Source organism: Acidovorax sp. M2(2025), assembly GCF_049330835.1.
Classification (GTDB): domain Bacteria; phylum Pseudomonadota; class Gammaproteobacteria; order Burkholderiales; family Burkholderiaceae_C; genus Acidovorax.
Genome location: NZ_CP186262.1, coordinates 2,984,933 through 3,006,263 on the forward strand (window position 1 = coordinate 2,984,933; position 21,331 = coordinate 3,006,263).

Annotated in this window: 18 protein-coding genes; 4 read left to right on the forward strand and 14 right to left on the reverse strand. The window is 68.9% G+C overall.

Translation table 11 applies throughout. The features are described from left to right. Positions 1–53 precede the first annotated feature (53 nt). The 9 genes from ACOYR3_RS13880 to ACOYR3_RS13920 form a co-directional block, all read right to left on the reverse strand. Positions 54–971, reverse strand: a complete 918-nt coding sequence (locus ACOYR3_RS13880) for an SMP-30/gluconolactonase/LRE family protein (protein WP_422842952.1) — start codon at positions 969–971, stop codon at positions 54–56. A 9-nt stretch (positions 972–980) separates the two neighbouring features. Next, the gene (locus ACOYR3_RS13885) at positions 981–1,886 is read right to left on the reverse strand and encodes an amidohydrolase family protein (protein WP_422842953.1); all 906 of its coding nucleotides are present in this window, start codon (positions 1,884–1,886) and stop codon (positions 981–983) included. 6 nt (positions 1,887–1,892) lie between these two features. Next, entirely contained in the window at positions 1,893–2,849 is a 957-nt protein-coding gene (locus tag ACOYR3_RS13890) for a Bug family tripartite tricarboxylate transporter substrate binding protein (RefSeq protein ID WP_422842954.1), read from the reverse strand. A gap of 230 nt (positions 2,850–3,079) precedes the next feature. Next, entirely contained in the window at positions 3,080–4,081 is a 1,002-nt protein-coding gene (locus ACOYR3_RS13895; protein WP_422842955.1) for a Bug family tripartite tricarboxylate transporter substrate binding protein, read from the reverse strand. Between the two features lie 71 nt (positions 4,082–4,152). Beyond that, the gene (locus ACOYR3_RS13900; protein WP_422842956.1) at positions 4,153–5,091 is read right to left on the reverse strand and encodes an NAD(P)-dependent oxidoreductase; all 939 of its coding nucleotides are present in this window, start codon (positions 5,089–5,091) and stop codon (positions 4,153–4,155) included. Then, complete coding sequence (locus tag ACOYR3_RS13905; RefSeq protein ID WP_422842957.1) at positions 5,088–5,774, reverse strand: RraA family protein; 687 nt, start codon at positions 5,772–5,774, stop codon at positions 5,088–5,090. Before ACOYR3_RS13905 ends, ACOYR3_RS13900 begins: the two co-directional genes overlap by 4 nt. A gap of 80 nt (positions 5,775–5,854) precedes the next feature. Continuing rightward, on the reverse strand, positions 5,855–6,874 hold the full coding sequence (locus tag ACOYR3_RS13910) for a Bug family tripartite tricarboxylate transporter substrate binding protein (protein ID WP_422842958.1): 1,020 nt from the start codon (positions 6,872–6,874) through the stop codon (positions 5,855–5,857). Between the two features lie 20 nt (positions 6,875–6,894). Then, positions 6,895–7,833, reverse strand: a complete 939-nt coding sequence (locus ACOYR3_RS13915) for an amidohydrolase family protein (protein ID WP_422842959.1) — start codon at positions 7,831–7,833, stop codon at positions 6,895–6,897. 55 nt (positions 7,834–7,888) lie between these two features. Further along, positions 7,889–8,893, reverse strand: coding sequence for a tripartite tricarboxylate transporter substrate binding protein (locus ACOYR3_RS13920; protein WP_422842960.1), 1,005 nt, complete (start codon positions 8,891–8,893; stop codon positions 7,889–7,891). Between the two features lie 135 nt (positions 8,894–9,028). Here ACOYR3_RS13920 and ACOYR3_RS13925 point away from each other — a divergent pair, with 135 nt between their 5' ends. The 3 genes from ACOYR3_RS13925 (at position 9,029) to ACOYR3_RS13935 (ending at position 11,285) form a co-directional block, all read left to right on the forward strand. After that, positions 9,029–9,853, forward strand: coding sequence for an IclR family transcriptional regulator (locus tag ACOYR3_RS13925; RefSeq protein WP_422842961.1), 825 nt, complete (start codon positions 9,029–9,031; stop codon positions 9,851–9,853). Positions 9,854–9,941: 88 nt separating this feature from the next. Continuing rightward, positions 9,942–10,523, forward strand: a complete 582-nt coding sequence (locus tag ACOYR3_RS13930) for a peroxidase-related enzyme (protein ID WP_422842962.1) — start codon at positions 9,942–9,944, stop codon at positions 10,521–10,523. A 6-nt stretch (positions 10,524–10,529) separates the two neighbouring features. Then, on the forward strand, positions 10,530–11,285 hold the full coding sequence (locus ACOYR3_RS13935) for a hypothetical protein (protein ID WP_422842963.1): 756 nt from the start codon (positions 10,530–10,532) through the stop codon (positions 11,283–11,285). Here the strand turns inward: ACOYR3_RS13935 and ACOYR3_RS13940 are convergent. Beyond that, positions 11,278–11,697 (reverse strand): acyl-CoA thioesterase, encoded by a 420-nt coding sequence (locus ACOYR3_RS13940; protein ID WP_422842964.1) that lies wholly within the window; start codon positions 11,695–11,697, stop codon positions 11,278–11,280. The genes ACOYR3_RS13935 and ACOYR3_RS13940 overlap by 8 nt on opposite strands. 205 nt (positions 11,698–11,902) lie before the next feature. Then, on the reverse strand, positions 11,903–12,685 hold the full coding sequence (locus ACOYR3_RS13945; RefSeq protein ID WP_291487098.1) for an SDR family oxidoreductase: 783 nt from the start codon (positions 12,683–12,685) through the stop codon (positions 11,903–11,905). A 144-nt stretch (positions 12,686–12,829) separates the two neighbouring features. On the opposite strand from ACOYR3_RS13945, the gene ACOYR3_RS13950 reads away from it, so the two are divergent. Beyond that, positions 12,830–14,530 carry an electron transfer flavoprotein-ubiquinone oxidoreductase gene (locus ACOYR3_RS13950; protein ID WP_422842965.1) on the forward strand — a complete coding sequence of 567 codons (1,701 nt, stop codon included), beginning with the start codon at positions 12,830–12,832 and terminating at the stop codon, positions 14,528–14,530. A 300-nt stretch (positions 14,531–14,830) separates the two neighbouring features. Here the strand turns inward: ACOYR3_RS13950 and ACOYR3_RS13955 are convergent, their stop codons facing one another. The 3 genes from ACOYR3_RS13955 to ACOYR3_RS13965 all read right to left on the reverse strand — a co-directional run bounded on the left by ACOYR3_RS13955 (position 14,831) and on the right by ACOYR3_RS13965 (position 21,322). Next, positions 14,831–16,483 (reverse strand): methyl-accepting chemotaxis protein, encoded by a 1,653-nt coding sequence (locus tag ACOYR3_RS13955; protein WP_422842966.1) that lies wholly within the window; start codon positions 16,481–16,483, stop codon positions 14,831–14,833. A gap of 69 nt (positions 16,484–16,552) precedes the next feature. Further along, positions 16,553–20,257, reverse strand: a complete 3,705-nt coding sequence (locus tag ACOYR3_RS13960; RefSeq protein WP_422842967.1) for a hydantoinase B/oxoprolinase family protein — start codon at positions 20,255–20,257, stop codon at positions 16,553–16,555. A 96-nt stretch (positions 20,258–20,353) separates the two neighbouring features. Next, positions 20,354–21,322 (reverse strand): TRAP transporter substrate-binding protein, encoded by a 969-nt coding sequence (locus tag ACOYR3_RS13965; protein WP_422842968.1) that lies wholly within the window; start codon positions 21,320–21,322, stop codon positions 20,354–20,356. Positions 21,323–21,331 lie beyond the last annotated feature (9 nt).

Consider the following 21,331-nt stretch of genomic DNA (forward strand, 5'->3'; position numbering starts at 1 on the left):
AAGATTCTGGGGGCGCCGCATGAAGCCGCGTCGGCAACGGCGGCGGGGCGTGCCTACCGCAAGCCCGCCAGTGCCACGCCGGGCGCGTCCAGCCGAGCGCGCAGCACCTGGCCGTGGGTGGAATCCGTGACGTAGGCCCAATGGCGCCCCGCCCCGCCAAAGGCCAGGTTGGTGGTGGACGCGCCTGCGGGGCCGCGCAACACGCATTCGGGCTCGGCACGGTGGTTGAGCACCCATACGTAGCCAAGGCCGGGGTTGGCGACCAGCAGGCGGCCGGCCGCATCCACCGCCAGCCCATCCGGGCCGCTCGGTCCGTAGGAGGTGAAGAACTGCCCCACCTTGGCCACGCTGCCGTCGGGCAGCAGCGGTACGCGCCACACGCAGTTGCCGCGCGTCACCGCCAGGTACAGCACACGGCCGTCGGGCGACAGGGCCACGCCGTTCGGGCTGGGCACATTGGCCAGCAGCAGGTCGAGCTGGCCGCTCGGACGCAGGCGGTACAAGCGGCCGCTGGGGTCGTGCAGGCCGCTCTGGCCCTGGTCGGTGAAGTACAGGTTGCCTTCGGCGTCGAAGATCAGGTCGTTCACACCCTTGAAGCGTTCGCTGTTGCGGCGCTCCAGGTACGGCGTGACGGTGCCGGTGGCGATATCCAGGCGCATGAGGCCGTTCTTGTAGTCGGTAATCAGCAGCGTGCCGGCGTCCATGAACTTCATGCCGTTGGGCTCGCCGTCGTACTCGGCCACCAGCGTCCACGCGCCCTCCGGGTCGATGCGGAAGACGCGGCCCCAGGGGATGTCGGTCACGTACAGGTGGCCTGCGCCGTCGAACACCGGGCCTTCAAGGAACGAATCGGTGACGGCGCCGCCCCGGTTCGCGTCGGCCCAGGCGCTGCGCTCGCGGCGACGGAAATGCGCGGGCAGGGAGGTGAACACTTCCAGTTCACGGACTTGCGGTGGGTTCAGCAAAAACATGGGCGTCTTTCACGCAGAAGTCGGGGAGGAAAAGCCGTACAGCCGCGCCGGGTTGTCCACCAGGATGCGGCGGGCCAGGGCGTCGCTGCCAGCCCAAGCGTAGAGCAGGTCCAGCAAGTCGGCATCGTTCACGCTGCCGGGCACCTCGGTGGTGTGGGGCCAATCGCTGCCCCACACCAGCCGCTCGGGCGCGGCCTGCACCAGGGCACGGCCCAGCGGCAGCGTGTCGTCGTAGCCCGGGCCCTGCACCGCAGAGCGCATGTAGGCGCCCGAGAGCTTGACCCAGGTGTTGCCGCCATCGATCAGACGCCGCAGCGTGCCGAAGGCCGTGGCCGATGGCCCCTCGGCCGGGTCGATGCGGCCCAGGTGGTCGATGACCAAGGGCACCGGCAGGGCCTGCAGCACGGGTTCGAGCGCCACGATCTGCTCCGGGTGCGCGAACACCTGGATGTGCCAGCCGCCGCAGTCCGCATGGCGCGCCACCTTGTGCGCCAGGGTGGAGAGCATCTGCGCCGTGGTCGTGCCCCAGGACTGCGGCGAAACAAAGTTCACCCGCAGCCCGCGCACCCGGTGCGCGGCAAGGCGAGACAGTTCCGCCCCGTCCACCGCCGCATCCACCACGGCCACGCCGCGGGCGCTGTCGCCCAAGGCGTCGAGCGCATCCAGCGTGCAGGCGTTGTCGGTGCCGTAGGTGGACGGCGTGACCACCACGGCGCGCGATGTGCCCAGGCGCTGCTGCGACAGCCGGTAGGCGGCCACGGGCGCCTGGGGCGGCGTGCGCGGCCAGTGGGGCGATGGCGAAAACCGCGCATCGAAGATGTGCATGTGGCTGTCGCACGCCAGCGGCGGCAGTGCGCGCGACGGCCGGTTCTGGCCCGCCGAATGCGGCACGGCGTCAGACAGGGGCAGATCCATCACCCGTCAGTCGAGCTTGATGTTGCCCTTGCGGACGACCTCGCCCCACTTGCCGTCTTCCTTCTTGAGGAAGGCGGCGAACTCGGCGGGCGTGGAGCCCACGGGCTGGGCGCCCATGTCCGCCAGGCGCTGCTTCACTTCGTCTTCCTTCAGCACCTCCTGCAGGGCCTGCTGCAGCTTGGCCGCGACAGGCTCGGGCGTGCCGGCGGGCAGGAAGACGCCGTTCCACTCAAACGCCTCGTAACCGGGAATGGCCGTCTCGGCCACCGTGGGCACGTCGGGCAGGCGCTTGGAGCGCGCGGGCGCCGAGACGGCCAAGGCGCGCAGCTTGCCGCCCGACACGTGCGGGTAGGTCGCCGCCACGGTGCCAAACATGAAGTCCACCTGCCCGCCCATCACGTCGGTGATGGCGGGGCCGCCGCTCTTGTAGGGCACATGCACCATGTCCAGCCCCAGCTGCTGGCGAAACAACTCGGCCGCCAGGCGCTGCACCGTGCCGCTGCCGCCCGAGGCAAAGTTGATCTTGCCGGGCTGCGCCTTGGCCTTGGCGATGAGGTCGCCCACGTTCTTGAAAGGGGCGTCGGCCTTCACCACCAGCACGTTGGGCGCCAGCATCACCAACGACAGCGGCTGCAGCGCGTTGGCGGCATAGGGCATCTTGGGGAACAGGTGCGGGTTGATGGAGTACGGCGTGGCGTCGTACAGCATGGTGTAGCCATCGGGGCTGGCCTTGGCCACGTAGCCGGCGCCGATGGTGCCGCTGGCACCCGCCTTGTTGTCCACGATCACGCTGGTGCCCAGCCTGGCGCCCAGGCGCGTGGCCACCACCCGGGCCACGGCGTCGGCCGCGCCGCCCGGGGCATAGGGCACGACGAGGGTGACGGGGCGATCCGGATAGGCCGCGTGGGCCACGCCGGCGGCCAGGGCGCAGGCGGTGATCAGGGGTTTGAGAAAACGCAACATAAAGTCTCCTTATCCATTCAGTCCATCAAGAATCAACAGGTATCGCAGCCCCACGGCCCGCGAAACTGGCGCAGACAATGCGCAGACAATGCGCAGACAATGCGCAGACAATGCGCAGACAAGGCGCAGGCAGCCGTGCAAGGGCCGCCCCGCCGCACCGGCTGCGTCCCCCTTCGCGCATCGCGCGGCGAGGCGAGAGAGGGGGGAAGGCGCAAAGCGCCTCAGGGGGGTCACTCCACTTTCAGGTTCAGATCCTTGGCGATCTGCGAATAGGTGGCAACCTCACGCTCCACCTGCGCGGCAAAGGCGGTGCCGCAGGTGGAATCCGCATCCAGCCCCAGGCCGCGCAGCTTCTCAACGGCCGTGGCGCTTTTCGCAAAGTCCATGGCCGCGCGCTCCAGCTTCTGCACCACGGCGTCGGGCACACCGGCGGGCGCCAGCACGCCGTACCAGGCATCGGCCGAATACTGGCCGCCGCCGGCCTCGGCAAACGTGGCCACGTCGGGCAGCAGTGGCGAGCGCTTGGGCGACGCCACGGCCAGGGCGGTGAGCTTGCCGCTCTTGATGTGCGGCAGCACCGAGCCCAGGGTGGCGAACGAGCTGTCGAGCTGGCCGCCCACCAGGTCCGTGACCACGGGCGCGGCGCCCTTGTACGGCACGTGGTTGAGTTGCAAGCCATTGGCCCGCGCAAACATCTCGGTGGCGAAATGGCCCGAGCTGCCCACGCCGGCGGTGCCGGCCGTGGTGGCGCCCGGCTCCTTGCGGGCCCGCGCCACGTAGTCGGCCAGCGTCTTCACCGGCAGGCCCGGCCGCACCACCAGCACCGTGGGGCTGGTGGCCACGGTGCACAGCGGCTTGAACGACTTCACCGCGTCGAACTTGACGCGCCCGGCGTACAGCCCCGGAATCATCGTGTGGTTGGTGGCGCCGAACAGCAGCGTGTAGCCGTCGGCCGGCGCGCTGGCCACGGCCTGTGCGGCCAGGATGGTGTTGGCGCCGGGCTTGTTGTCGATGATGAAGGGCTGGCCCAGCGCCTGGCTGGCGTGGTCGGCAAATGCGCGGGCCACCACATCGGTGGGGCCGCCCGCGGCAAAGCCCACCACCAGCTTGACGGGCTTGCTGGGGTAAGTGGCCTGCGCAGCAGCCGTGGCACACGCTGCTACCGTAAAGATAGCTGCCAGCGCTTGCTGCATAATCGCTGGAGCCATTTTTTGCTTGAAGTTTTTTGGCATATTGCTTGTCTCCGCACGGTCCGGGCGCCCTGCCCGGCCATGTTCTTGGTGGAATGTTGGGCGAGCAGCGCTCAGGCCACGGCCGCTTCGCCGGGCGCACGGGCCAGCACGGCCAGCAGGTTCTTCGCCGCGCCCACGCCCATGTTCACGTAGGCATCGCTGGTCACGCCGCCGATGTGCGGGCTGAGGATGAAGCGCGGCTCGCCCTGGAACGGGTGGCCGGCCACCATGGGCTCCACCGCAAAGCTGTCCAGGCCGGCCGCCATCACCTGGCCCGAGCGCACGGCGGCCAGCAGATCCGCTTCGTCGATGAGGCCACCGCGTGCGGTGTTCACCACAATCACGCCGCGCTTGCACTGCGCCAGCGTGGCGGCGTTCAGCAGGTTGCGGTTTGCGTCGGTCAGCGGGCAGTGCAAAGACACAGCATCCGATTCGCGCCAGATCGTTGCCAGGTCCACCGCCTGCACATACGCAGGCAGGTTCTTGGCAAACGGGTCAAAGCCGATCACGCGCATGCCCAGCGCGTCGGCCATCTTGGCAAAGCGCAGGCCGATGGCGCCCAGGCCCACCAGGCCCACGGTGCGGCCGCCCAGCTCCAGGCTCTTGTGCGTGGCCTTGTCCCAGTGGCCGGCGTGCATGCGCGCATCGAGCTGCACCACCGACTTGGCGCAGGCCAGCAGCAGCGCCAGGGCCTGCTCCGCCACGGCGGCGGCGTTGGCGCCCACGGCGGCGACCACCTCAATGCCGCGCGCCTGGGCCGCCACCTTGTCGATGGTGTCCGTGCCGCTGCCGTGCTTGGAGATGACCTTGAGCGCGGGGGCCGCGTCCATCACAGCCGCGCCCACCTTGCCGTAGCGCACGATGATGGCCACGGGGTTGTGCGCGCCGCACAGGGCCACCATGTCGTCTTCGGTGGGCGTCTTGCCGGCGTAGATGACCTCGTAGCCCGTGAGCAGCTCCAGGGCTTGCAGCGCCAGGTCGGCGCCCGTGACGATGATGGACTGGCTCACAGCGATTCCCCTTCCTTGAGCACGCCCGCGGCGCGCAGGGCGGCGGGCAGCCATTTCGACGCGGTGTCGCCACGGGCAATGGCTTCGATGCGGGCGGCTTCATCGGCCACCTTCTTGTCGGCCAGGGCCAGCATGCCGGGGGCCTTTTCGCGCTCGATCACGACCACGCCATCGGCGTCGCCCACCACCAGGTCGCCCGGGTTCACGGTCGCGCCACCGGCGCTGATGGGGTGGTTGATGCGGCCAGGCACGTACTTGGTGGGCCCGGCGGGGTTGAAGCCGGCGCTGAACACGGGGAAGTCCAGCTCCAGGATCTCCAGCTTGTCGCGGATGGCGGCGTCCACGATCACGCCGGCCAGGCCGCGCTTCTTGCAGGCGCTGAGCATCAGCGTGCCCATCAGCGCCGCCGTCTGGTCGCCCTTCCCGTCGATCACCAGCACGTCGCCCGGCTGGGCCAGTGCGATGGCGGCGTGGATCATGAGGTTGTCGCCGGGGCGCACTTCCACGGTGAAGGCCGGGCCTGCCACCTTCATGGATTGGTGCACCGGCGCCACGCGGCCGTGCATGGTGCCGCGGCGGCCCGCCACGTCGGCCAGGATGGCGGCTTGGTACGTGGCGGCTTTGCTCACGACGTCGGGGCTCACGCGCTGGATTTCACGGATGATTTCAGGAAGTTGGCTCATGGTGTTCTGTCTGGTTGAGAGAAAAGAATCGGGGATGGGAGATGTCGGGGGCGGTTCGGCAACCAAGAGAGGACGCGGCCTTATTCCGCCTTGATGTTTCCGTCCTTGATCACCTTGGCCCACTTGGCGGAGTCGGCCTTCTGCAGGTCACCCAGCTGCTTCGGTGTGCCGCCGACCAGGGTCACGCCCAGCTTGTCGGCCAGTGCCACCACGGCCGGGTCCTTCAGGGCCTTGTTGATTTCCTGGTTCAGGCGCTGCACCACGGCAGCGGGCGTCTTGGCGGGCGCGAACACGGCCTGCCACTGCTCCACCACAAAGTCCTTCATGCCGACCTCGCCCATCGTGGGCACGTCAGGCAAGGCCTTCAGGCGCTGGGCCGAGGTGACGGCCAGCGCACGCAGCTTGCCGGCCTGCACATGCGGCAGCGCGGCAGCGGCGGGCGCAAACATGAACTGCACCTGCTCGGCCAGCGTGTCCTGAAGCGCCGGGGTGTCGCCCCTGTAGGGCACGTGGATGAAGCGCGCGCCGGTCTGCTGCTGCAGCAGCTCGCCCTGCATCTGCAGGATGGTGCCGTTGCCGCCCGAGGCAAATGCGAGCTTGCCCGGCTGCGCCTTGGCGGCGGCCAGCAGGTCGGCCACGGTCTTGAACGGCTGGTTCGGGCCCACCACCAGGATGTGCGGAATGGTGCCGATGATGACCACGGGCTCAAAGGCCGTGATGTGGTCGTAGGGCAGCTTGCCCATCAGGTGCGGCGCAATCGCCTGGGGCCCGATGGAAGTGCCCAGCAAGGTATAGCCGTCGGGCGCCGCCTTGGCGACGAAGGCCGCGCCGATGGTGCCGGTGGCGCCAGCCTTGTTGTCCACGATCACGTTGGTGGACAGCGCCGCGCCGATGCGCTGCGCCACATTGCGTCCCAGCACGTCGGTGCTGCCGCCGGGCGGGTACGGGACCACCCAGGTGATGAGGCGGCCGGCAGGCCAGTCCCCTTGCGCCAGCGCGGGGGTGGCCAGCGCCGAGCCCAGCAGCGCGGCGGCGCCGGAAAAAAGCAGGCTGCGGCGCGACGGGCCAGCAGAGGAAAGGAGGCGGTCAGGTTCGGTCATGGCAAGGTTTCCCGGTGTCATCAAAACAAGGAGGTTGAAATCGGGGCGAAGCCGTACAGCGCCGCCGGGTTGTCCACCAGCACGCACTGCAGCGTGGCGCTGCTGCCGGCCTGGCGCACCCAGTCGGCCAGGCGGTCCACCTGGCGCGCGTCGTCGGGCAGGGGCTGCACGCCGGCCGACGCGGTGGCGTGCGGCCAGTCGCTGCCCCAAAGCACGCGGTCCGGCGCGCTGCGCAGGTAGCCCACGGCCAGGGCGTCGAGCGCGGGGTCTTCCACCGAGTGCTGCGCGCTCACGATGTAGCCGCCGGACAGCTTGATCCACGCCCTCCCCGCCTGCAGCAGCGCGAGCAGCAGCGCATGGGCGGGGTGCTCGCCCGCTTGCGCGGGCGGAATGCGGCCGAAGTGGTCGAACACCAGGGGCACGGGCAGCTGGCGCAGCACGCCGGCCTGGGCCGCCAGCACATCGGGCGCCATCAGCAGCTGCAGGTGCCAGCCCAGCGGCGCGATGCGGCGGGCCAGCGGCAGCAGCGCATCCGCCGTGCCCACGACGCCCAGCGACAGGTTCAGCCGCACGCCGCGCACACCGGCGGCGTGCAGGTGCTGCAGCGCGGCGTCGCTCTCGGTGCCGTCGATCACCGCCACGCCGCGGGCTGGCACGCCCAGGGCGTCCAGCTCGGCCAGGCCTTGGAGCAACGGGCGGTTGTCGGTGCCGTAGGTCGAGGGGGTGACGAGTACCACCCGCGTGGTGCCGATGCGCTGCTGCAGCGCGCGGTAGTCCTGCGCGGATGCGTCCGGCGGCAGCAGCCGGGCGCCCGGGGCGGCAGGAAAGCGGCTGTCGTACACGTGCACATGGCAGTCGCAGGCGCCGGCCGGCACCGCGGTGCGCGGCGCGGCCGTGCCGGCCGAGAACCGCACCGGATGCCCGGCAAGCACGGGCGTGGCAAGGCTGTCGCGGTGCATGGCGCGGACTCCTGGGTGGGCGGGTGCGAGGCGGTCGTCGCGGCGGCGTCGGTCGTCAGTCCAGGCTCGCGCCCGAGTCCTTGACGGTCTTGCCCCAGCGCGGCACTTCGGTGCGCAGCAGCTGGCCGAACTGCTCGGCCGAGCCGCCCAGCACGTCGCCGCCCTCGGAGCGTAGCTTGTCGGCCACGTCGGGCTGCTGCAGGGCCGCGTTGATGGCCTTGTTCAGCTGTGCCACGATGGGCGCGGGCGTTCCCGCCGGGGCCAGCACGCCAAACCAGGTCACGGCCTCGAAGCCCTTGTAGCCGGACTCGGCCAGCGTGGGCACGTCGGGCAGCTGCGAAGAGCGCTTGGCCGAGGTGATGGCCAGCACCTTGAGCTTGCCGTTGCGCACTTGGCCCAGCAGCGTGGGCACGGACGACATGTACAGGTCGATCTGCCCGCTCACCAGGTCCGTCATGGCCTGGGCCGCGCCCTTGTAGGGGATGTGGCGCAGCTTGATGCCTGCGGCGTTCTCCGCCAACTCGCCGGCCAGGTGGGCCACCGTGCCGTTGCCTGAATAGCCCAGGGTGAGCGCATCGGGCTTGCCCTTGGACGCCGCCACCACGTCGGCAAAGGTCTTGAACGGCGAGTTCACGGGCGCCGCCATCACGATGGGCGAGGACGACACCAGCGCCACAGGCGCCAGGTCCTTGAGCGGGTCGTAGGGCAGCTTGGGGTAGAGCGTGGGGTTGATAGCCAGGTTGCTGGTCTGGCCCATCACCAGCGTGTAGCCGTCCGGGGCCGATTTGGCCGCCGCGTCCACGCCCAGGTTGCCGCCCGCGCCGGGGCGGTTGTCCACGATCACGTTCCACTTGTTCTGGTCGGTGAGCTTTTGCGCCACGGTGCGCGCGATCATGTCGGTGCCGCCGCCGGGCGGGAACGGCACGATCAGGCGGATGGGCTTGCTGGGGTAGGCGGCCTGGGCCTGGGCGGACGCGGGCGCGGCAACGGCGGCCAGGCCCATCAGGGCTGCGCACAGGGGCGCGCCGACGGCACGCGAAAGCGAGGAAAAAGTAGGCATGGACTTGTCTCCGTTTTATGGTGGTTCTTCAACACCGGTTCGCGGGCCCCTGCAAGGACCAGCGCCGTGGCCGCGACTGTACGCAGACGTTTCAACCCATACAATGCAGTTGCACAGAATGAAACGACGACCGCCATGAGCAACCTTCCCCGCCCCTCCGCGCGCCGTGCTGCGTCACGCGCTTCCGGGCCCGGCGCACCCGCCGCACCTCCACCTGCGCCAGAGGCAGAGCCCTCTGGCGGCGTCATCGCCGTCACCCGCGCGCTGCAGGTGCTGGAGGCGTTTGCGCTGGGCGAATCCAGCCTCTCGCTCGCGGAGCTGAGCCGCCGTTGCGCGCTGCACAAGACCACGGTGCTGCGCCTGGCGCGCACGCTGGCGCAGTCGGGCTTCATGGTGCAGCGCGAGGACGGGGATTGGCGCCTGGGCCCCGCCGCGGGCTGGCTGGGAGCGCGCTACCAGGCGGGCTTTGACGTGCAGAACGTGCTGGAGCCCGCGCTGCGCGAGCTCACCCTGGCCACCGGCGAAAGCGCGGCGTTCTACGTGCGCGAGGGCGACGTGCGGACCTGCCTGGTGCGGGTGGAAGGGCCGCAGGCACTGCGCCACCACGCGCGCATGGGCGAGGGCCTGCCGCTCGACAAAGGCTCGCCGGGGCGCGTGATCCTGGCCTTCTCCGGGGAGCCCGGCAAGGCCTATGAGGAGATCCGCAAAAAGGGCTACCACTGGTCCATCGGCGAGCGCGAACAGGGCGTGGCAACGGTGTCGGCGCCGGTGTTCGGCATGCACTGGCGGCTGATGGGCTCGGTGTGTATTTCGGGCCCGGCATCGCGCCTGCCCGCCGAAAAGCTCGAAACGCTGGCGCAGACGGTCATGGCGGCGGCCACCCAGTTGTCGTATGCGCTGGCGGGCAATTCGGCTGCGCCCGCCCAGAACCCGGTGCGGGCAACCCGCTGGCATCCTTGAGAGCCCCCCGGAGCCCGCCCGAGCCGCCTGGCGGCGCGTTCATCGCTGATACTGGCACCCATCACATGACACAACCCAGGAGACCTTCGTGAGCCGCTATCCCTTCCCCGACCTGAACACCCTGCCGGAGGACATCCGCACCCGCATCCTGGAGGTGCAGGAAAAGGCCGGGTTCATCCCCAACGTGTTCCTGGCCTTCGCGCGGCGCCCGGCCGAGTGGCGGGCCTTCTTCGCCTACCACGATGCGCTCATGCTCAAGGAAGAAGGCAGCCTGACCAAGGGTGAACGGGAGATGATCGTCACCGCCACCAGCGCGGCCAACCAGTGCCTGTACTGCGTGGTGGCCCACGGCGCCATCCTGCGCATCTACGAAAAGAAGCCTTTCGTGGCCGACCAGGTGGCCGTGAACCACCGCAAGGCCGACATCAGCCCGCGCCAGCGCGCCATGCTCGACTTTGCGATGAAGGTCTGCCTGCGCTCGCAGGAGATTGGGGACGCCGACTTCGAGGCCCTGTACCCCCACGGCTTCGACGACGAGGACATCTGGGACATCGCGGCCATCACCGCGTTCTTCGGCCTGTCCAACCGCATGGCCAGCTTTGCGGGCATGCAGCCCAACCCCGAGTTCTACCTGATGGGCCGTGTGCCCAAGGCCAAGCCGGCCGCCTGAGGCCCCATGCGCGCCACGGCAACCACCCTGCTCGCCGGGCTGCTGGCCGCCCCCGCGGCCCACGCGGCGGGATTCGGGCCGCCCGAGGGAACGCTGCCCCTGCAGCCGCTGGCCGTGAGCGTTCCGGCGGGCGCCCTGTCACCCCTGCTGTCGTCCGCGCTGTTCCGCGAGGCTTCTGATGCGCAAGCCGTGCCCACCTATTACCTGGGCGCGGGCGTGGCAGGCGCTCGCCTGCAGATTCCCGACGCACCGGGCGCCACGGCCTGGAAGGTGGTGCCCACCGCCGATTGCGCCCGCCTGGAGCCCATGCCCACGGCGGTGCTGCACCGCGCCCCCGTGCAGGCGGTGCAGGTGCAGCAGAACCCCCTGCCCCTGGAATGCGCGGCCGCCTTCGAGGGCCAATGCACCAGCCGCGACGGCGCGCTGCGCATCACCACCGCATTCGACGGGCGCCGCCGCACGGCCCGCGTCGGCGGCGGCTTCTTTGGAACCGAGGGCACCATCAACAGCACCTTCTACACGGGCGTGCGCACGCTCAGCATCGAGCACCTGCCCAGCGGCCGCGTGCTGCGCATGCACGAGCGCCTGGACGATGCCAACGGCTACAGCGCCCCGCAGACGACGGCCATCCGCTACCTGCCCGAACTGCAACGCGTGCTGCTGCTGGGCGCCACCGAGGCGCGGGGCGTGCCGCAGGCCCACTGCGTGGCGCTGCCGCCTGCCGCAGCGGGCGCAGGAGCAGGAGCGGCGCCGGTCAACTGACCAGGGCCCGCATCCAGTCCGGCAGGGGCGCCGCCTTCTGCTGCGGAAAATCCACCCAGATGGTGGTGGCCCCGCCGGCGGCGCAGATCACGCCCGGCTGGTCCGCGCGCTCCATCGTGCCCCAGGTCTCGAACGTGGTGCGGCCGGGGTCGCTCACGTAGAGCTTGAGCAGCACGTCCGCCGGGTACTCAAGCTGCCTGTAGAAATTGCAGAACGCGTTGACGATGACCGGCCCTTCCCCGCGCGGATCGGGGTTGCAGCCCACCGACACCATCCACTCGATGCGCGCGGTCTCCAGGTAGCGGAAGTACACCGTGTTGTTGACGTGGCCCATGGCATCCATGTCGCCCCAGCGCACCGGGAAGCGCATTTCATAGACCAGCTTCTTGACCTCGGGGATTTCGATCTTCATCAGTCGTCCAGGTTGTTGAGACCGCCCGCGCACTCCACAACGGGCGCGGCCAGGGGCCAGTGCCACCTTGGAACTGGCCGCGCCAGGCCACAGGGGGCTGAAGCCTGCGGCTCCAAGCCTGCCCGCGCAGGCTTGGACAGGCTGAAGAGGCCGCGCCTCTGGCGCGTGCCACCGTGGCGCGCAGCGCCTCAGTGGGATTTCCTTCCTACACCGCGAAGCCGTCGTCGGCAGCGATGACCGCGCCATTGATGAAATGGCTCTGGTCGCTGGCCAGCATGACCAGCAGCGCGTCCAGGTCCTGCGGGCTGCCCACGCGCTTGCGCGGCAGCATGGCGATGAGCTTCTGGCCCTGCTCGGTGTCCCAATGGTGGTGGTTGATCTCGGTGTCGATGTAGCCGGGGCAGATGGCGTTCACGTTGATGCCGTACTTGCCCCACTCCACCGCCATGGCGCGCGTCATGTGCACCACGGCGGCCTTGCTCATGCAGTAAACGCCGATCTGCGGCAGCACCTTGAGGCCGGCCATGGAGGCGATGTTGATGATGCGCCCGCCCGTGAAGCTGCCCGGCGCGGCGCCCTTGGCACGGGCCAGCATGCGCTTGCCCACTTCCTGCGCCACGAAGAAGGCGCCCTTCACGTTGGTGCCGAACACGTAGTCGTAGTCCTCAGGCGCCACGTCCTGGATGCGCTGGGTGGTGGAGACGCCCGAGTTGTTGACCAGGATGTCGATGGAGCCCATCTCCGTCTCGGCGTGCGCCACGGCGGCCTTGATGGAGTCGTGGTCGGTCACGTCCAGCTCCACCACGTGGGCGTCGCCGCCCTCGCCTTCAATGCGGGCGCGCAGCTCCTTGAGCTTTTCCACGCGCCGGCTGGCCAGTACCACGCCCGCACCGGCCCGGGCCAGCGTTCGGGCAAACTGCGCACCCAGTCCGCTGGAGGCGCCGGTGACCAACGCCACGCGGCCGGACAAATCGATGCTGTATGCCATGAGAGTCTCCCTACAAGTCAAAATAGAACGGTCGTTCGATTGTCTATATTCCGTGAATACAATCAGTCGCCTGTCCGACACGCGATTGCGCCCGGCCCTGGACACAATATCCATTATCAAACCCAAACGCCCGACGAGAAGCCCATGACCAACGAAGAGATCCTCGCCCAGTACGGCCCCCGCGAATCCATGGAATACGACGTGGTGGTCGTGGGCGGCGGCCCTGGCGGCCTTGCCACTGCGATCCGCCTGAAACAGCTGGCCGCCGAAAAGGGCCAGGACGTGTCGGTGGTGGTGCTGGAAAAGGGCTCCGAGCCCGGCGCGCACATCCTCTCGGGCGCCATCATGGACCCCAAGGCGCTCTCCGAGCTGATCCCCGACTGGAAGGCCAAGGGCGCGCCCCTCAAGCAGCCCGTCACCGACGATGCCTACGTGTTCCTGTCGGAAAAGTCGGGCTTTCGCGTGCCCAACATGTTCCTGCCGCCCTTCGCGCAGAACCACGGCAACTACATCGTGCGCCTGGGCGACGTGACCAAGTGGCTGGCCGAGCAGGCCGAAGCCCTGGGCGTGGAGATCTTCCCCGGCTTTGCCGCCGCCGAGGTGCTGTACAACGATGACGGTTCCGTCAAGGGCGTGGCCACCGGCAACATGGGCGTGGGCAAGGACGGCGAGCCCACCGAGAACTTCCAGCTGGGCATGGAACTGCTGGGCAAGTACACCGTGTTCGCCGAAGGCGCACGCGGCCACCTGGGCAAGCAGCTGATCGCCCGCTACAAGCTCGACGAGGGCCGCGACCCGCAGAGCTTCGGCATCGGCGTGAAGGAGCTGTGGGAGATCGACCCCAAGAAGCACCAGCCCGGCTTCGTGATGCACACCGCCGGCTGGCCGATGGAAAACGACACCTACGGCGGCGCCTTCCTGTACCACCTGGATGACAACAAGGTCGCCCTGGGCTTCGTCACCGGCCTGGGCTACAAGAACCCCTACCTCAGCCCGTTCGAGGAATTCCAGCGCTGGAAGACGCACCCGAACGTCCGCTACTACTTCGAGAACGAGCAAGGCGAGATCACGGCCAAGCGCCTGTCGTACGGCGCGCGCGCCATCAACGCCAGCGGCATCAACGCCCTGCCCAAGACCATCTTCCCGGGCGGCGCGCTGGTGGGCTGCAACGCCGGCTACCTGAACGTGGGCCGCATCAAGGGCAGCCACGCTGCCATCAAGTCGGGCATGCTGGCCGCCGAAGCCGCCTACGACGCGCTGGTGGCCGGCCGCCAGCACGACGAGCTGACAGCATACCCCGCGGCCTTCGAGGCCAGCTGGCTGCACACCGAGCTGAACAAGGACCGCAACTTCAAGAACTGGTTCAAGTACGGCCTGACCACGGCCACGCTGATGAACGGCTTCGAGCAGTTCGTGCTGCGCGGCCACATCCCCTGGACGCTGCACCGCGACAAGCCCGACCACGCCTACCTGAAGCCCGCGGCCGAGTGCAAGCCCATCGTCTACCCCAAGCCCGATGGCAAGCTCACCTTCGACCGCCTCTCCAGCGTGTTCATCAGCAACACCAACCACGAAGAGAACCAGCCCGCCCACCTCACGCTCAAGGACGCTAGCGTGCCGGTGAACATCAACCTGGCCAAGTACGCCGGCCCCGAGGCCCGCTACTGCCCGGCCGGCGTGTACGAGTTCGTTCCCGACACGCCCCAGGGCGGCAATGCCCAGCGCCTGCAGATCAACGCGCAGAACTGCGTGCACTGCAAGACCTGCGACATCAAGGACCCCACGCAAAACATCGTGTGGGTCACACCGGAAGGTGGCGGCGGCCCGAACTACTCGGGCATGTAAAGAGCAGCAAGCTACAAAATCAGTAGCTGCTAGCGCTTGATGGGCCTGAGTTGCAGGCCTTTTTTCTTTCAAATTCGCTTTCTCAGCGCAGACTTGCCAACCCGTTCGGGCTGAGCTTGTCGAAGCCAGTGCGGGTCGTGGAACAGCCCTTCGACAGGCTCAGGGCGAACGGAGGGTGAGCCGAGCCCTTCGAACCGGAACAAGCCGTTCGGGCCGAGCTTGTCGAAGCCCAGCGCGGCGCTTCGACAGGCTCAGCGTGAACGGTTTTGCGTGGTTGGCGCCGCTCAATGCCCGGTGAACTCAAGTAGCGCGGGCTAGCTGAAACTGCCCCATCGCGCCGGCCAGCCGGTTTGCCTGGTCCTGCAGGCTTTGCGCCGCCGCGGCCCCCTGCTCCACCAGCGCGGCGTTCTGCTGGGTCATGTGGTCCAGCTGGTCCACGGCCTGGCTCACCTGGCCGATCTGTGTGCTCTGCTCGGAGCTGGCAGCGTTGATCTCGGACATCAGCGTGGTCACGCGCTCCACGCTCTGCACGATGTCGCCCATGGTGGAGCCGGCCGTCACCACCAGCTTGGCGCCGTCGCTCACCTTCTCCACGCTGGTGGAGATCAGTGCCTTGATCTCGCGCGCGGCGGAGGCAGAGCGCCCGGCCAGGGCGCGCACCTCGCTGGCCACCACGGCAAAGCCCCGGCCCTGCTCGCCCGCACGCGCCGCCTCCACGGCCGCGTTCAGCGCGAGGATGTTGGTCTGGAACGCAATGCCGTCGATGATGCCCACGATGTCGGCAATCTTTTGGCTGCTGGCATTGATCTCTTCCATGGTGCGCACCACCTGGCTGACCACTTCGCCGCCCCGGCTGGCCACCTGCGTGGCGCTCACGGCCAGGGCGTTGGCCTGGCGGGTGCTGTCGGCATTGGCCGCCACCATCTGCGCCAGCTGGGCAATGCTGGCCGCCGTTTGCTGCAGGTTGCTGGCCGCGTGTTCGGTGCGGGCGCTCAGGTCGGTGTTGCCGGCCGCCACTTCGGAGCTGGCCACGTGGATGGACTCGCCCGAATCGCGCACCTCGGTCACCACGTAGTGCAGGGACTCGACCATCTTGTTCAGCGCCGTGAGCAGCTGGCCGATCTCGTCGCTGCGCTGGGTTTGCATGCGCACCGTGAGATCGCCACGCGCCACCGTGGCAGCGGCCTCCGAGGCTTCGCGCAGGGGTTGCACGATGGAGCGGCGCAACAGCCAGCCAAACAGCGCCGAGAGGGCCACCACCACCGCCACCGCGATGGCGCTGATCCACTGCGCGCGGCCGGCGCCCGCGATCATCGCGTCGGCCGCCGCCAGCGACGACTGCTCGGACGCCTCCAGCAGCCGGTCAACGGCCTGCAGGTAGCCCGTGAGCGCCGCCGCGTGCTCCTGCAGCTCCTTCTGGCTGATGACCTTGGCCTCCAGCGCGTTCTGCATCAGCGCATCGCGCAGCGCCGCGTACTGCTGGCGCTGGGCCTGGGCCTCTTTCCACAGCGGCTCGGTGCTGCGGGCATTGGAGGCGCCGGCCAGCGCCTGTTCAATGCGCTGGCGCGTGGCGTCCTCGGCCTTCAGCCGCTCGCGCATTTCGGTCAGCAGTGGAAAAACATCGGTTGAAATCGTGGCGCGCAAGGCGATCTGGCCGATGGTGACGGACTGCGTCTTCCAGTCGCGCACCGTGCGCTCGATGGGCAACTGCTCCCGCGCCAGCAGCGCCGCCTGGCGCTCGGTGTCCTCACCGGTGAGCCAGGTGGTGGCACCCAGCAGCGCCACGGCCAGCCCCAGCAGGCCAAAGCTGGCGGCCAGCTTCTGGCCGACCGACAGCGTGCGGCGCGGTTTGGCGGCAGCGCGGGCCAAGGCAGACGCAGCGGCGGGTGCGGACGGCGCGGAAGGGGATGCCGGCAGCGCCGGCGCGGAAATGACAGCGGGCACAGAGTTCATTGGTGATTTCCTGTTCATCAAGACGGCCTTGTGGGCAACGAAACGACCAGCAAGCTATGTGCCACTGGGTCATGAAGCGGCCGCTTCGGCCATTTCGGCAGCTTCGGCCGGTGCGCGCACTTCGGCGCCTTCGCAGGCGCCATAGCCGCCACCACCCGGCGTGGCAATCTCGAACACATCGCCCGGCTGCATCAGCGCCGCACCGATGTGGCCCAGCACTTCCACCTCGCCGTTGGCACGCAGCACGCGGTTGGTGCCGGGCTTGCCGGGCTGGCCGCCGGCCATGCCGAAAGCGGGGGTCAGCCGCCCGTTGGAGAGGATGCTGGCCGTCATCGCCTGCAGGAAGCGCACACGCCGCAGGCCGCCATCGCCCCCTGCCCAGCGCCCTGCACCGCCCGATCCGCGCTGGATCTCGTAGCTGTCCAGCACCACCGGGAAGCGGAACTCCAGCACCTCGGGGTCGGTGAGGCGCGAGTTGGTCATGTGGGTCTGGACCACGCTGGTGCCGTCAAAGCCGCGCACGGCCCGGCCCGAGGCATCCAGCACCGCGCCCGCGCCGCTGCCGCCGGCAATGGTCTCGTAGTACTGGTACTGCGCATTGCCGAAGGTGAAATTGTTCATGGTGGGCTGGCTGCCCGCCATCACGCCCAGCGCGCCGAACAACGCGTTGGTGATGCAGGTGGAGGTCTCCACGTTGCCCGCCACCACCGAGGCCGGCGGGTTGGGGTTGAGCATGCTGCCCTGCGGAATGATGACCTGCAGGGGCTTGAGGCACCCGGCGTTGAGCGGAATGTCGTCGTCCACCAGCGTGCGGAACACGTACAGCACCGCCGCCATGCACACCGCCCGCGGCGCATTGAAATTGTTGGCCTGCTGCGCGCTGGTGCCTGCAAAGTCGATCACCGCGCTGCGCTCGGCGGCGTTCACCTTGACGGCAACGCTGATCTGCGCACCGTTGTCCAGCGGCAGGGTGAAGCTGCCGTCCTTCAGGTGCGTGATCACGCGGCGCACGGACTCCTCGGCGTTGTCCTGCACGTGGCGCATGTAGGCCTGAACGACGTCCAGCCCGAACTGCTCCACCATCTTCGACAGCTCCTGCACGCCCTTCTCGTTGGCTGCGATCTGCGCGCGCAGGTCGGCCAGGTTCTGCTCGGGGTTGCGGCTGGGGTACGGCGTGGTGCCGCCGCCGGTGGCCAGCAGGTTGCGCACGGCGTCTTCCAGGAAGATGCCGCGGTCCACCAGCTTCACGTTGTTGAGCTGCACGCCCTCTTCCTCGATGCGCGTGGAGAACGGCGGCATGGAGCCCGGCGTGGTGCCGCCGATGTCCGCGTGGTGCCCGCGGCTGCCCACGTAGAAGGTGGGCTCGCTGCCAGCGGCCACATAGACCGGGGTGATCACCGTCACGTCGGGCAGGTGCGTGCCGCCGTGGTACGGGTCGTTGAGCATGTATACGTCGCCCGGGTGCATCTTGCCCGCGTTCTCGCGGATCACGGTCTTGATGCTCTCCCCCATCGAGCCCAGGTGCACGGGCATGTGCGGTGCGTTGGCAATCAGGTTGCCTTCGGCATCGAACAGCGCGCAGCTGAAGTCCAGCCGCTCCTTGATGTTGACCGAGTAGGCCGTGTTCTGCAGCTGCAAGCCCATCTGCTCGGCGATGTTCATGAACAGGTTGTTGAACACCTCCAGCAGCACCGGGTCCACCGTGGTGCCGGCGGCGTACTGCACCTTGCGGGCCGTGACGCGGTCGAGCACCAGATGGTCCAGGTCGGTCAGCCGCGCGGACCAGCCGGGCTCCACCACGGTGGTGGTGTTCTTCTCGGCAATGATGGCCGGGCCGGGGATCACGTCGCCGGGGCGCAGGTCCTCGCGCACGACCAGGGCGGCGTCGTGCCACTGGCCGCCGGAGTACATGCGCACCGTCTCGCGCTGCGGGTGCTTGCGGTGGGCATGCACGGGCAGGCGCGGCTCTGCGGGCGCGTCGCCGGGGATCACGGCCTCCACCGACACGGCCTCCACCACCAGGCCCTTGCCGGCCATCAGGAAGGCAAAGCGCTGGCGGTAGGCGGCCTCGAACGCGGCCTGGATCGCCGCCATGTCGCCAAAGGGTACGACCAGCGCCGAATCGGTGCCCTCGTAGCGCACGTGCACGTTGTGGCGCACCTGCACGGGGTTGGTGCTGACCTGCTGGCGCTCCAGTTCGGCCTGCGCGGCAGCGCCCAGGGTATCAAGCCGCTCGGCAATCAAGGGCAGCGACTCTGCAGCCAGCGGCATCTCCACCGCCTGCTCGCGGATCACGGTCTGGTCCGCCAGGCCCATGCCGTAGGCGCTGAGCACGCCCGCCAGCGGGTGCACGAACACGCGCGTCATGCCCAAGGCGTCGGCCACCAGGCAGGCGTGCTGGCCGCCTGCGCCGCCAAAGCACTGCAGGGTGTAGCGCGTTACGTCGTACCCGCGCGCCACGCTGATCTTCTTGATGGCGTTGGCCATCTGCTGCACGGCGATCTGGATGAAGCCTTCGGCCACCTCCTCGGGCTTGCGCTGGGTCTGGCCGGCAATCTCCTCGAAGCGGGCGCGCACCGCGTCAGCGTCCAGCGCTTCGTTGGCGGCCGGGCCGAACACGCTGGGGAAGTAGCGCGGCTGCACCTTGCCCACCATCACGTTCGCATCCGTCACGGCCAGCGGGCCGCCGCGGCGGTAGCTCACGGGGCCGGGGTTGGCGCCGGCACTTTCAGGCCCCACACGAAAGCGGGCCCCGTCATAGCTCAGCACCGATCCGCCCCCCGCGGCGACGGTGTGGATGCTCATCATGGGCGCGCGCATGCGCACGCCGGCCACGTGGGTTTCGAACTCGCGCTCGAACTCGCCCGCGTAGTGGCTCACGTCCGTGCTGGTGCCGCCCATGTCGAAGCCGATCACCTTCGCCTGTCCGGCCAGCCCCGCCGTGCGCGCCATCCCCACGATGCCGCCGGCCGGACCGGACAGAATCGCGTCCTTGCCCTGGAAGGTGCCCGCGTCCGTAAGCCCGCCCGAAGACTGCATGAAGAACAGCTTCACGCCCGGCATTTCGCTCGCCACCTGGTCCACGTAGCGGCGCAGGATGGGCGAGAGGTACGCGTCCACCACCGTGGTGTCGCCGCGGCTCACGAACTTCATCATCGGGCTCGTCTCGTGCGAGGTGCTGATCTGCGTGAAGCCCACCTCCTGGGCAATGCGCTTTGCAGCCTGCTCGTGCTCGGTATAGCGGTAGCCGTGCATGAATACGATGGCCACGCTGCGCAGGCCGCGGCCATAGGCGGCCAGCAGCTCGCCGCGCAGCCCCGGCTCGTCCAGAGGCTGCATCACCGCCCCCTGCGCGCCGATGCGCTCGCGCGCCTCGATCACCTCGGCATAGAGCAGCTCGGGGAGCACGATGTGGCGGTCGAACAGGCGCGGGCGGTTTTGGTACGCAATGCGCAGCGCGTCCTTGAAGCCCTGTGTGGTGATGAGCAGCGTGGGCTCGCCCTTGCGCTCCAGCAGCGCGTTGGTGGCCACGGTGGTGCCCATCTTCACGCACTCCACCAAGTCAGGCGTCACCGGTTCGCCGGGCTGCAGGCCCAGCAGGTGGCGAATGCCGGCCACCGCCGCGTCCTTGTACTGCTCGGGGTTCTCCGACAGCAGCTTGTGCGTGACCAGGGTGCCGTCCGGGCGCTTGCCCACGATGTCGGTGAAGGTGCCGCCCCGGTCGATCCAGAACTGCCAGCGGCTGCCATGGGGGTTGGTGTTGGTTGCTTGCATGGTGTTGAAATGCGTCAGAAAGAAAGGAAGAACAGATAAGAAGACGAACGAGCACGCAATGCGCGAGGCGGGGCGGAGCCGTGCCCGGCAGCGCGATCAGCGCTGGAAGTAGTACGGAATGAAAATCTTGTTGGCCTCGTTGCCCACGGACTGCACCCATTCGCGCGAGAAGCGTTCGCCCAGGCGCTTGAGTTCGGCGTCCAGCTCGGCGGGCGCGCGGCCCACCTGGATGCCCTTGCGCTGCAGCTCGCCCACCGACTCCTGCGCGATGGTTTCGCTCAGCGCCCAGCCCCGGGCCTCGGCCTCGGCGGCCACCTGCGTCACGGCCTGGCGCACCGGTGCCGGCAGTGCGTCAAATGCCTTCTGGTTCACGAACACGATGTTCTTGGGAAACCAGGCGTTGATGCCGTAGTACTGCCGGATCTGGCCCCACACCTGGTTCTCCACGCCCGTGAGGGCCGAGGTGATCATGGAGTCGAGCTTGCCCGCGGCCAGCGCCTGGTTGACCTCCACCATGGGCACGTCCACCGGCGTGGCGCCCAGCAGCTCGGCAATGCGCACGGTGGCGGGGTTGTAGGTGCGCATGCGCGTGCCCTTGAAGTCGGCAGCCGACTTGACCGGCGCCACCGAGAACAGGCCCTGCGGCGGCCAGGGCACGGCATACAGCACTTTCAGGCCCCGCTGCGCGAAGTGCCCTTCGATCAACGGACGCTGCAGGTCCCACAGGCGGCGCGCGTCGGCGTAGCTGCGCACCACGAAGGGCACGGCGTCGGCGCCGGCAATGGGCATGCCTGGCACCAGGCTGGTCATGATGGTCTCGCCCGCCTCGGCCTTGGCGTCCTGCACAGCCTGGGGGATGTCGCCTAGCTTGAACAATGCGTTGTTGGCGTGCACCTCAATGCGCAGCGCACCGGCCGAGGCACGCTCCACCTCCTGGGCAAATTGCACGATATTGCGCGTGTGGAACGACTCCGCGCGGTAGCCTGTCGCCAGCTTCCACACGCTCTGCGCGCACAGCGCCGGGGCCGCGGCCAGCGCGGCCAGCAACAACACAAGGGCTTTCATGGCAGGACT

Coding starts and splice junctions, on each gene's coding strand:
- ACOYR3_RS13935 (WP_422842963.1), top strand. CDS start 10,530: ATGCGCGCCACGGCAACCACCCTGCTCGCCGGGCTGCTGGCCGCCCCC.
- ACOYR3_RS13920 (WP_422842960.1), bottom strand. CDS start 8,893: ATGCCTACTTTTTCCTCGCTTTCGCGTGCCGTCGGCGCGCCCCTGTGC.
- ACOYR3_RS13890 (WP_422842954.1), bottom strand. CDS start 2,849: ATGTTGCGTTTTCTCAAACCCCTGATCACCGCCTGCGCCCTGGCCGCC.
- ACOYR3_RS13910 (WP_422842958.1), bottom strand. CDS start 6,874: ATGACCGAACCTGACCGCCTCCTTTCCTCTGCTGGCCCGTCGCGCCGC.
- ACOYR3_RS13895 (WP_422842955.1), bottom strand. CDS start 4,081: ATGCCAAAAAACTTCAAGCAAAAAATGGCTCCAGCGATTATGCAGCAA.
- ACOYR3_RS13925 (WP_422842961.1), top strand. CDS start 9,029: ATGAGCAACCTTCCCCGCCCCTCCGCGCGCCGTGCTGCGTCACGCGCT.
- ACOYR3_RS13950 (WP_422842965.1), top strand. CDS start 12,830: ATGACCAACGAAGAGATCCTCGCCCAGTACGGCCCCCGCGAATCCATG.
- ACOYR3_RS13960 (WP_422842967.1), bottom strand. CDS start 20,257: ATGCAAGCAACCAACACCAACCCCCATGGCAGCCGCTGGCAGTTCTGG.
- ACOYR3_RS13885 (WP_422842953.1), bottom strand. CDS start 1,886: ATGGATCTGCCCCTGTCTGACGCCGTGCCGCATTCGGCGGGCCAGAAC.
- ACOYR3_RS13955 (WP_422842966.1), bottom strand. CDS start 16,483: ATGAACTCTGTGCCCGCTGTCATTTCCGCGCCGGCGCTGCCGGCATCC.
- ACOYR3_RS13905 (WP_422842957.1), bottom strand. CDS start 5,774: ATGAGCCAACTTCCTGAAATCATCCGTGAAATCCAGCGCGTGAGCCCC.
- ACOYR3_RS13965 (WP_422842968.1), bottom strand. CDS start 21,322: ATGAAAGCCCTTGTGTTGTTGCTGGCCGCGCTGGCCGCGGCCCCGGCG.
- ACOYR3_RS13940 (WP_422842964.1), bottom strand. CDS start 11,697: ATGAAGATCGAAATCCCCGAGGTCAAGAAGCTGGTCTATGAAATGCGC.
- ACOYR3_RS13945 (WP_291487098.1), bottom strand. CDS start 12,685: ATGGCATACAGCATCGATTTGTCCGGCCGCGTGGCGTTGGTCACCGGC.
- ACOYR3_RS13880 (WP_422842952.1), bottom strand. CDS start 971: ATGTTTTTGCTGAACCCACCGCAAGTCCGTGAACTGGAAGTGTTCACC.
- ACOYR3_RS13915 (WP_422842959.1), bottom strand. CDS start 7,833: ATGCACCGCGACAGCCTTGCCACGCCCGTGCTTGCCGGGCATCCGGTG.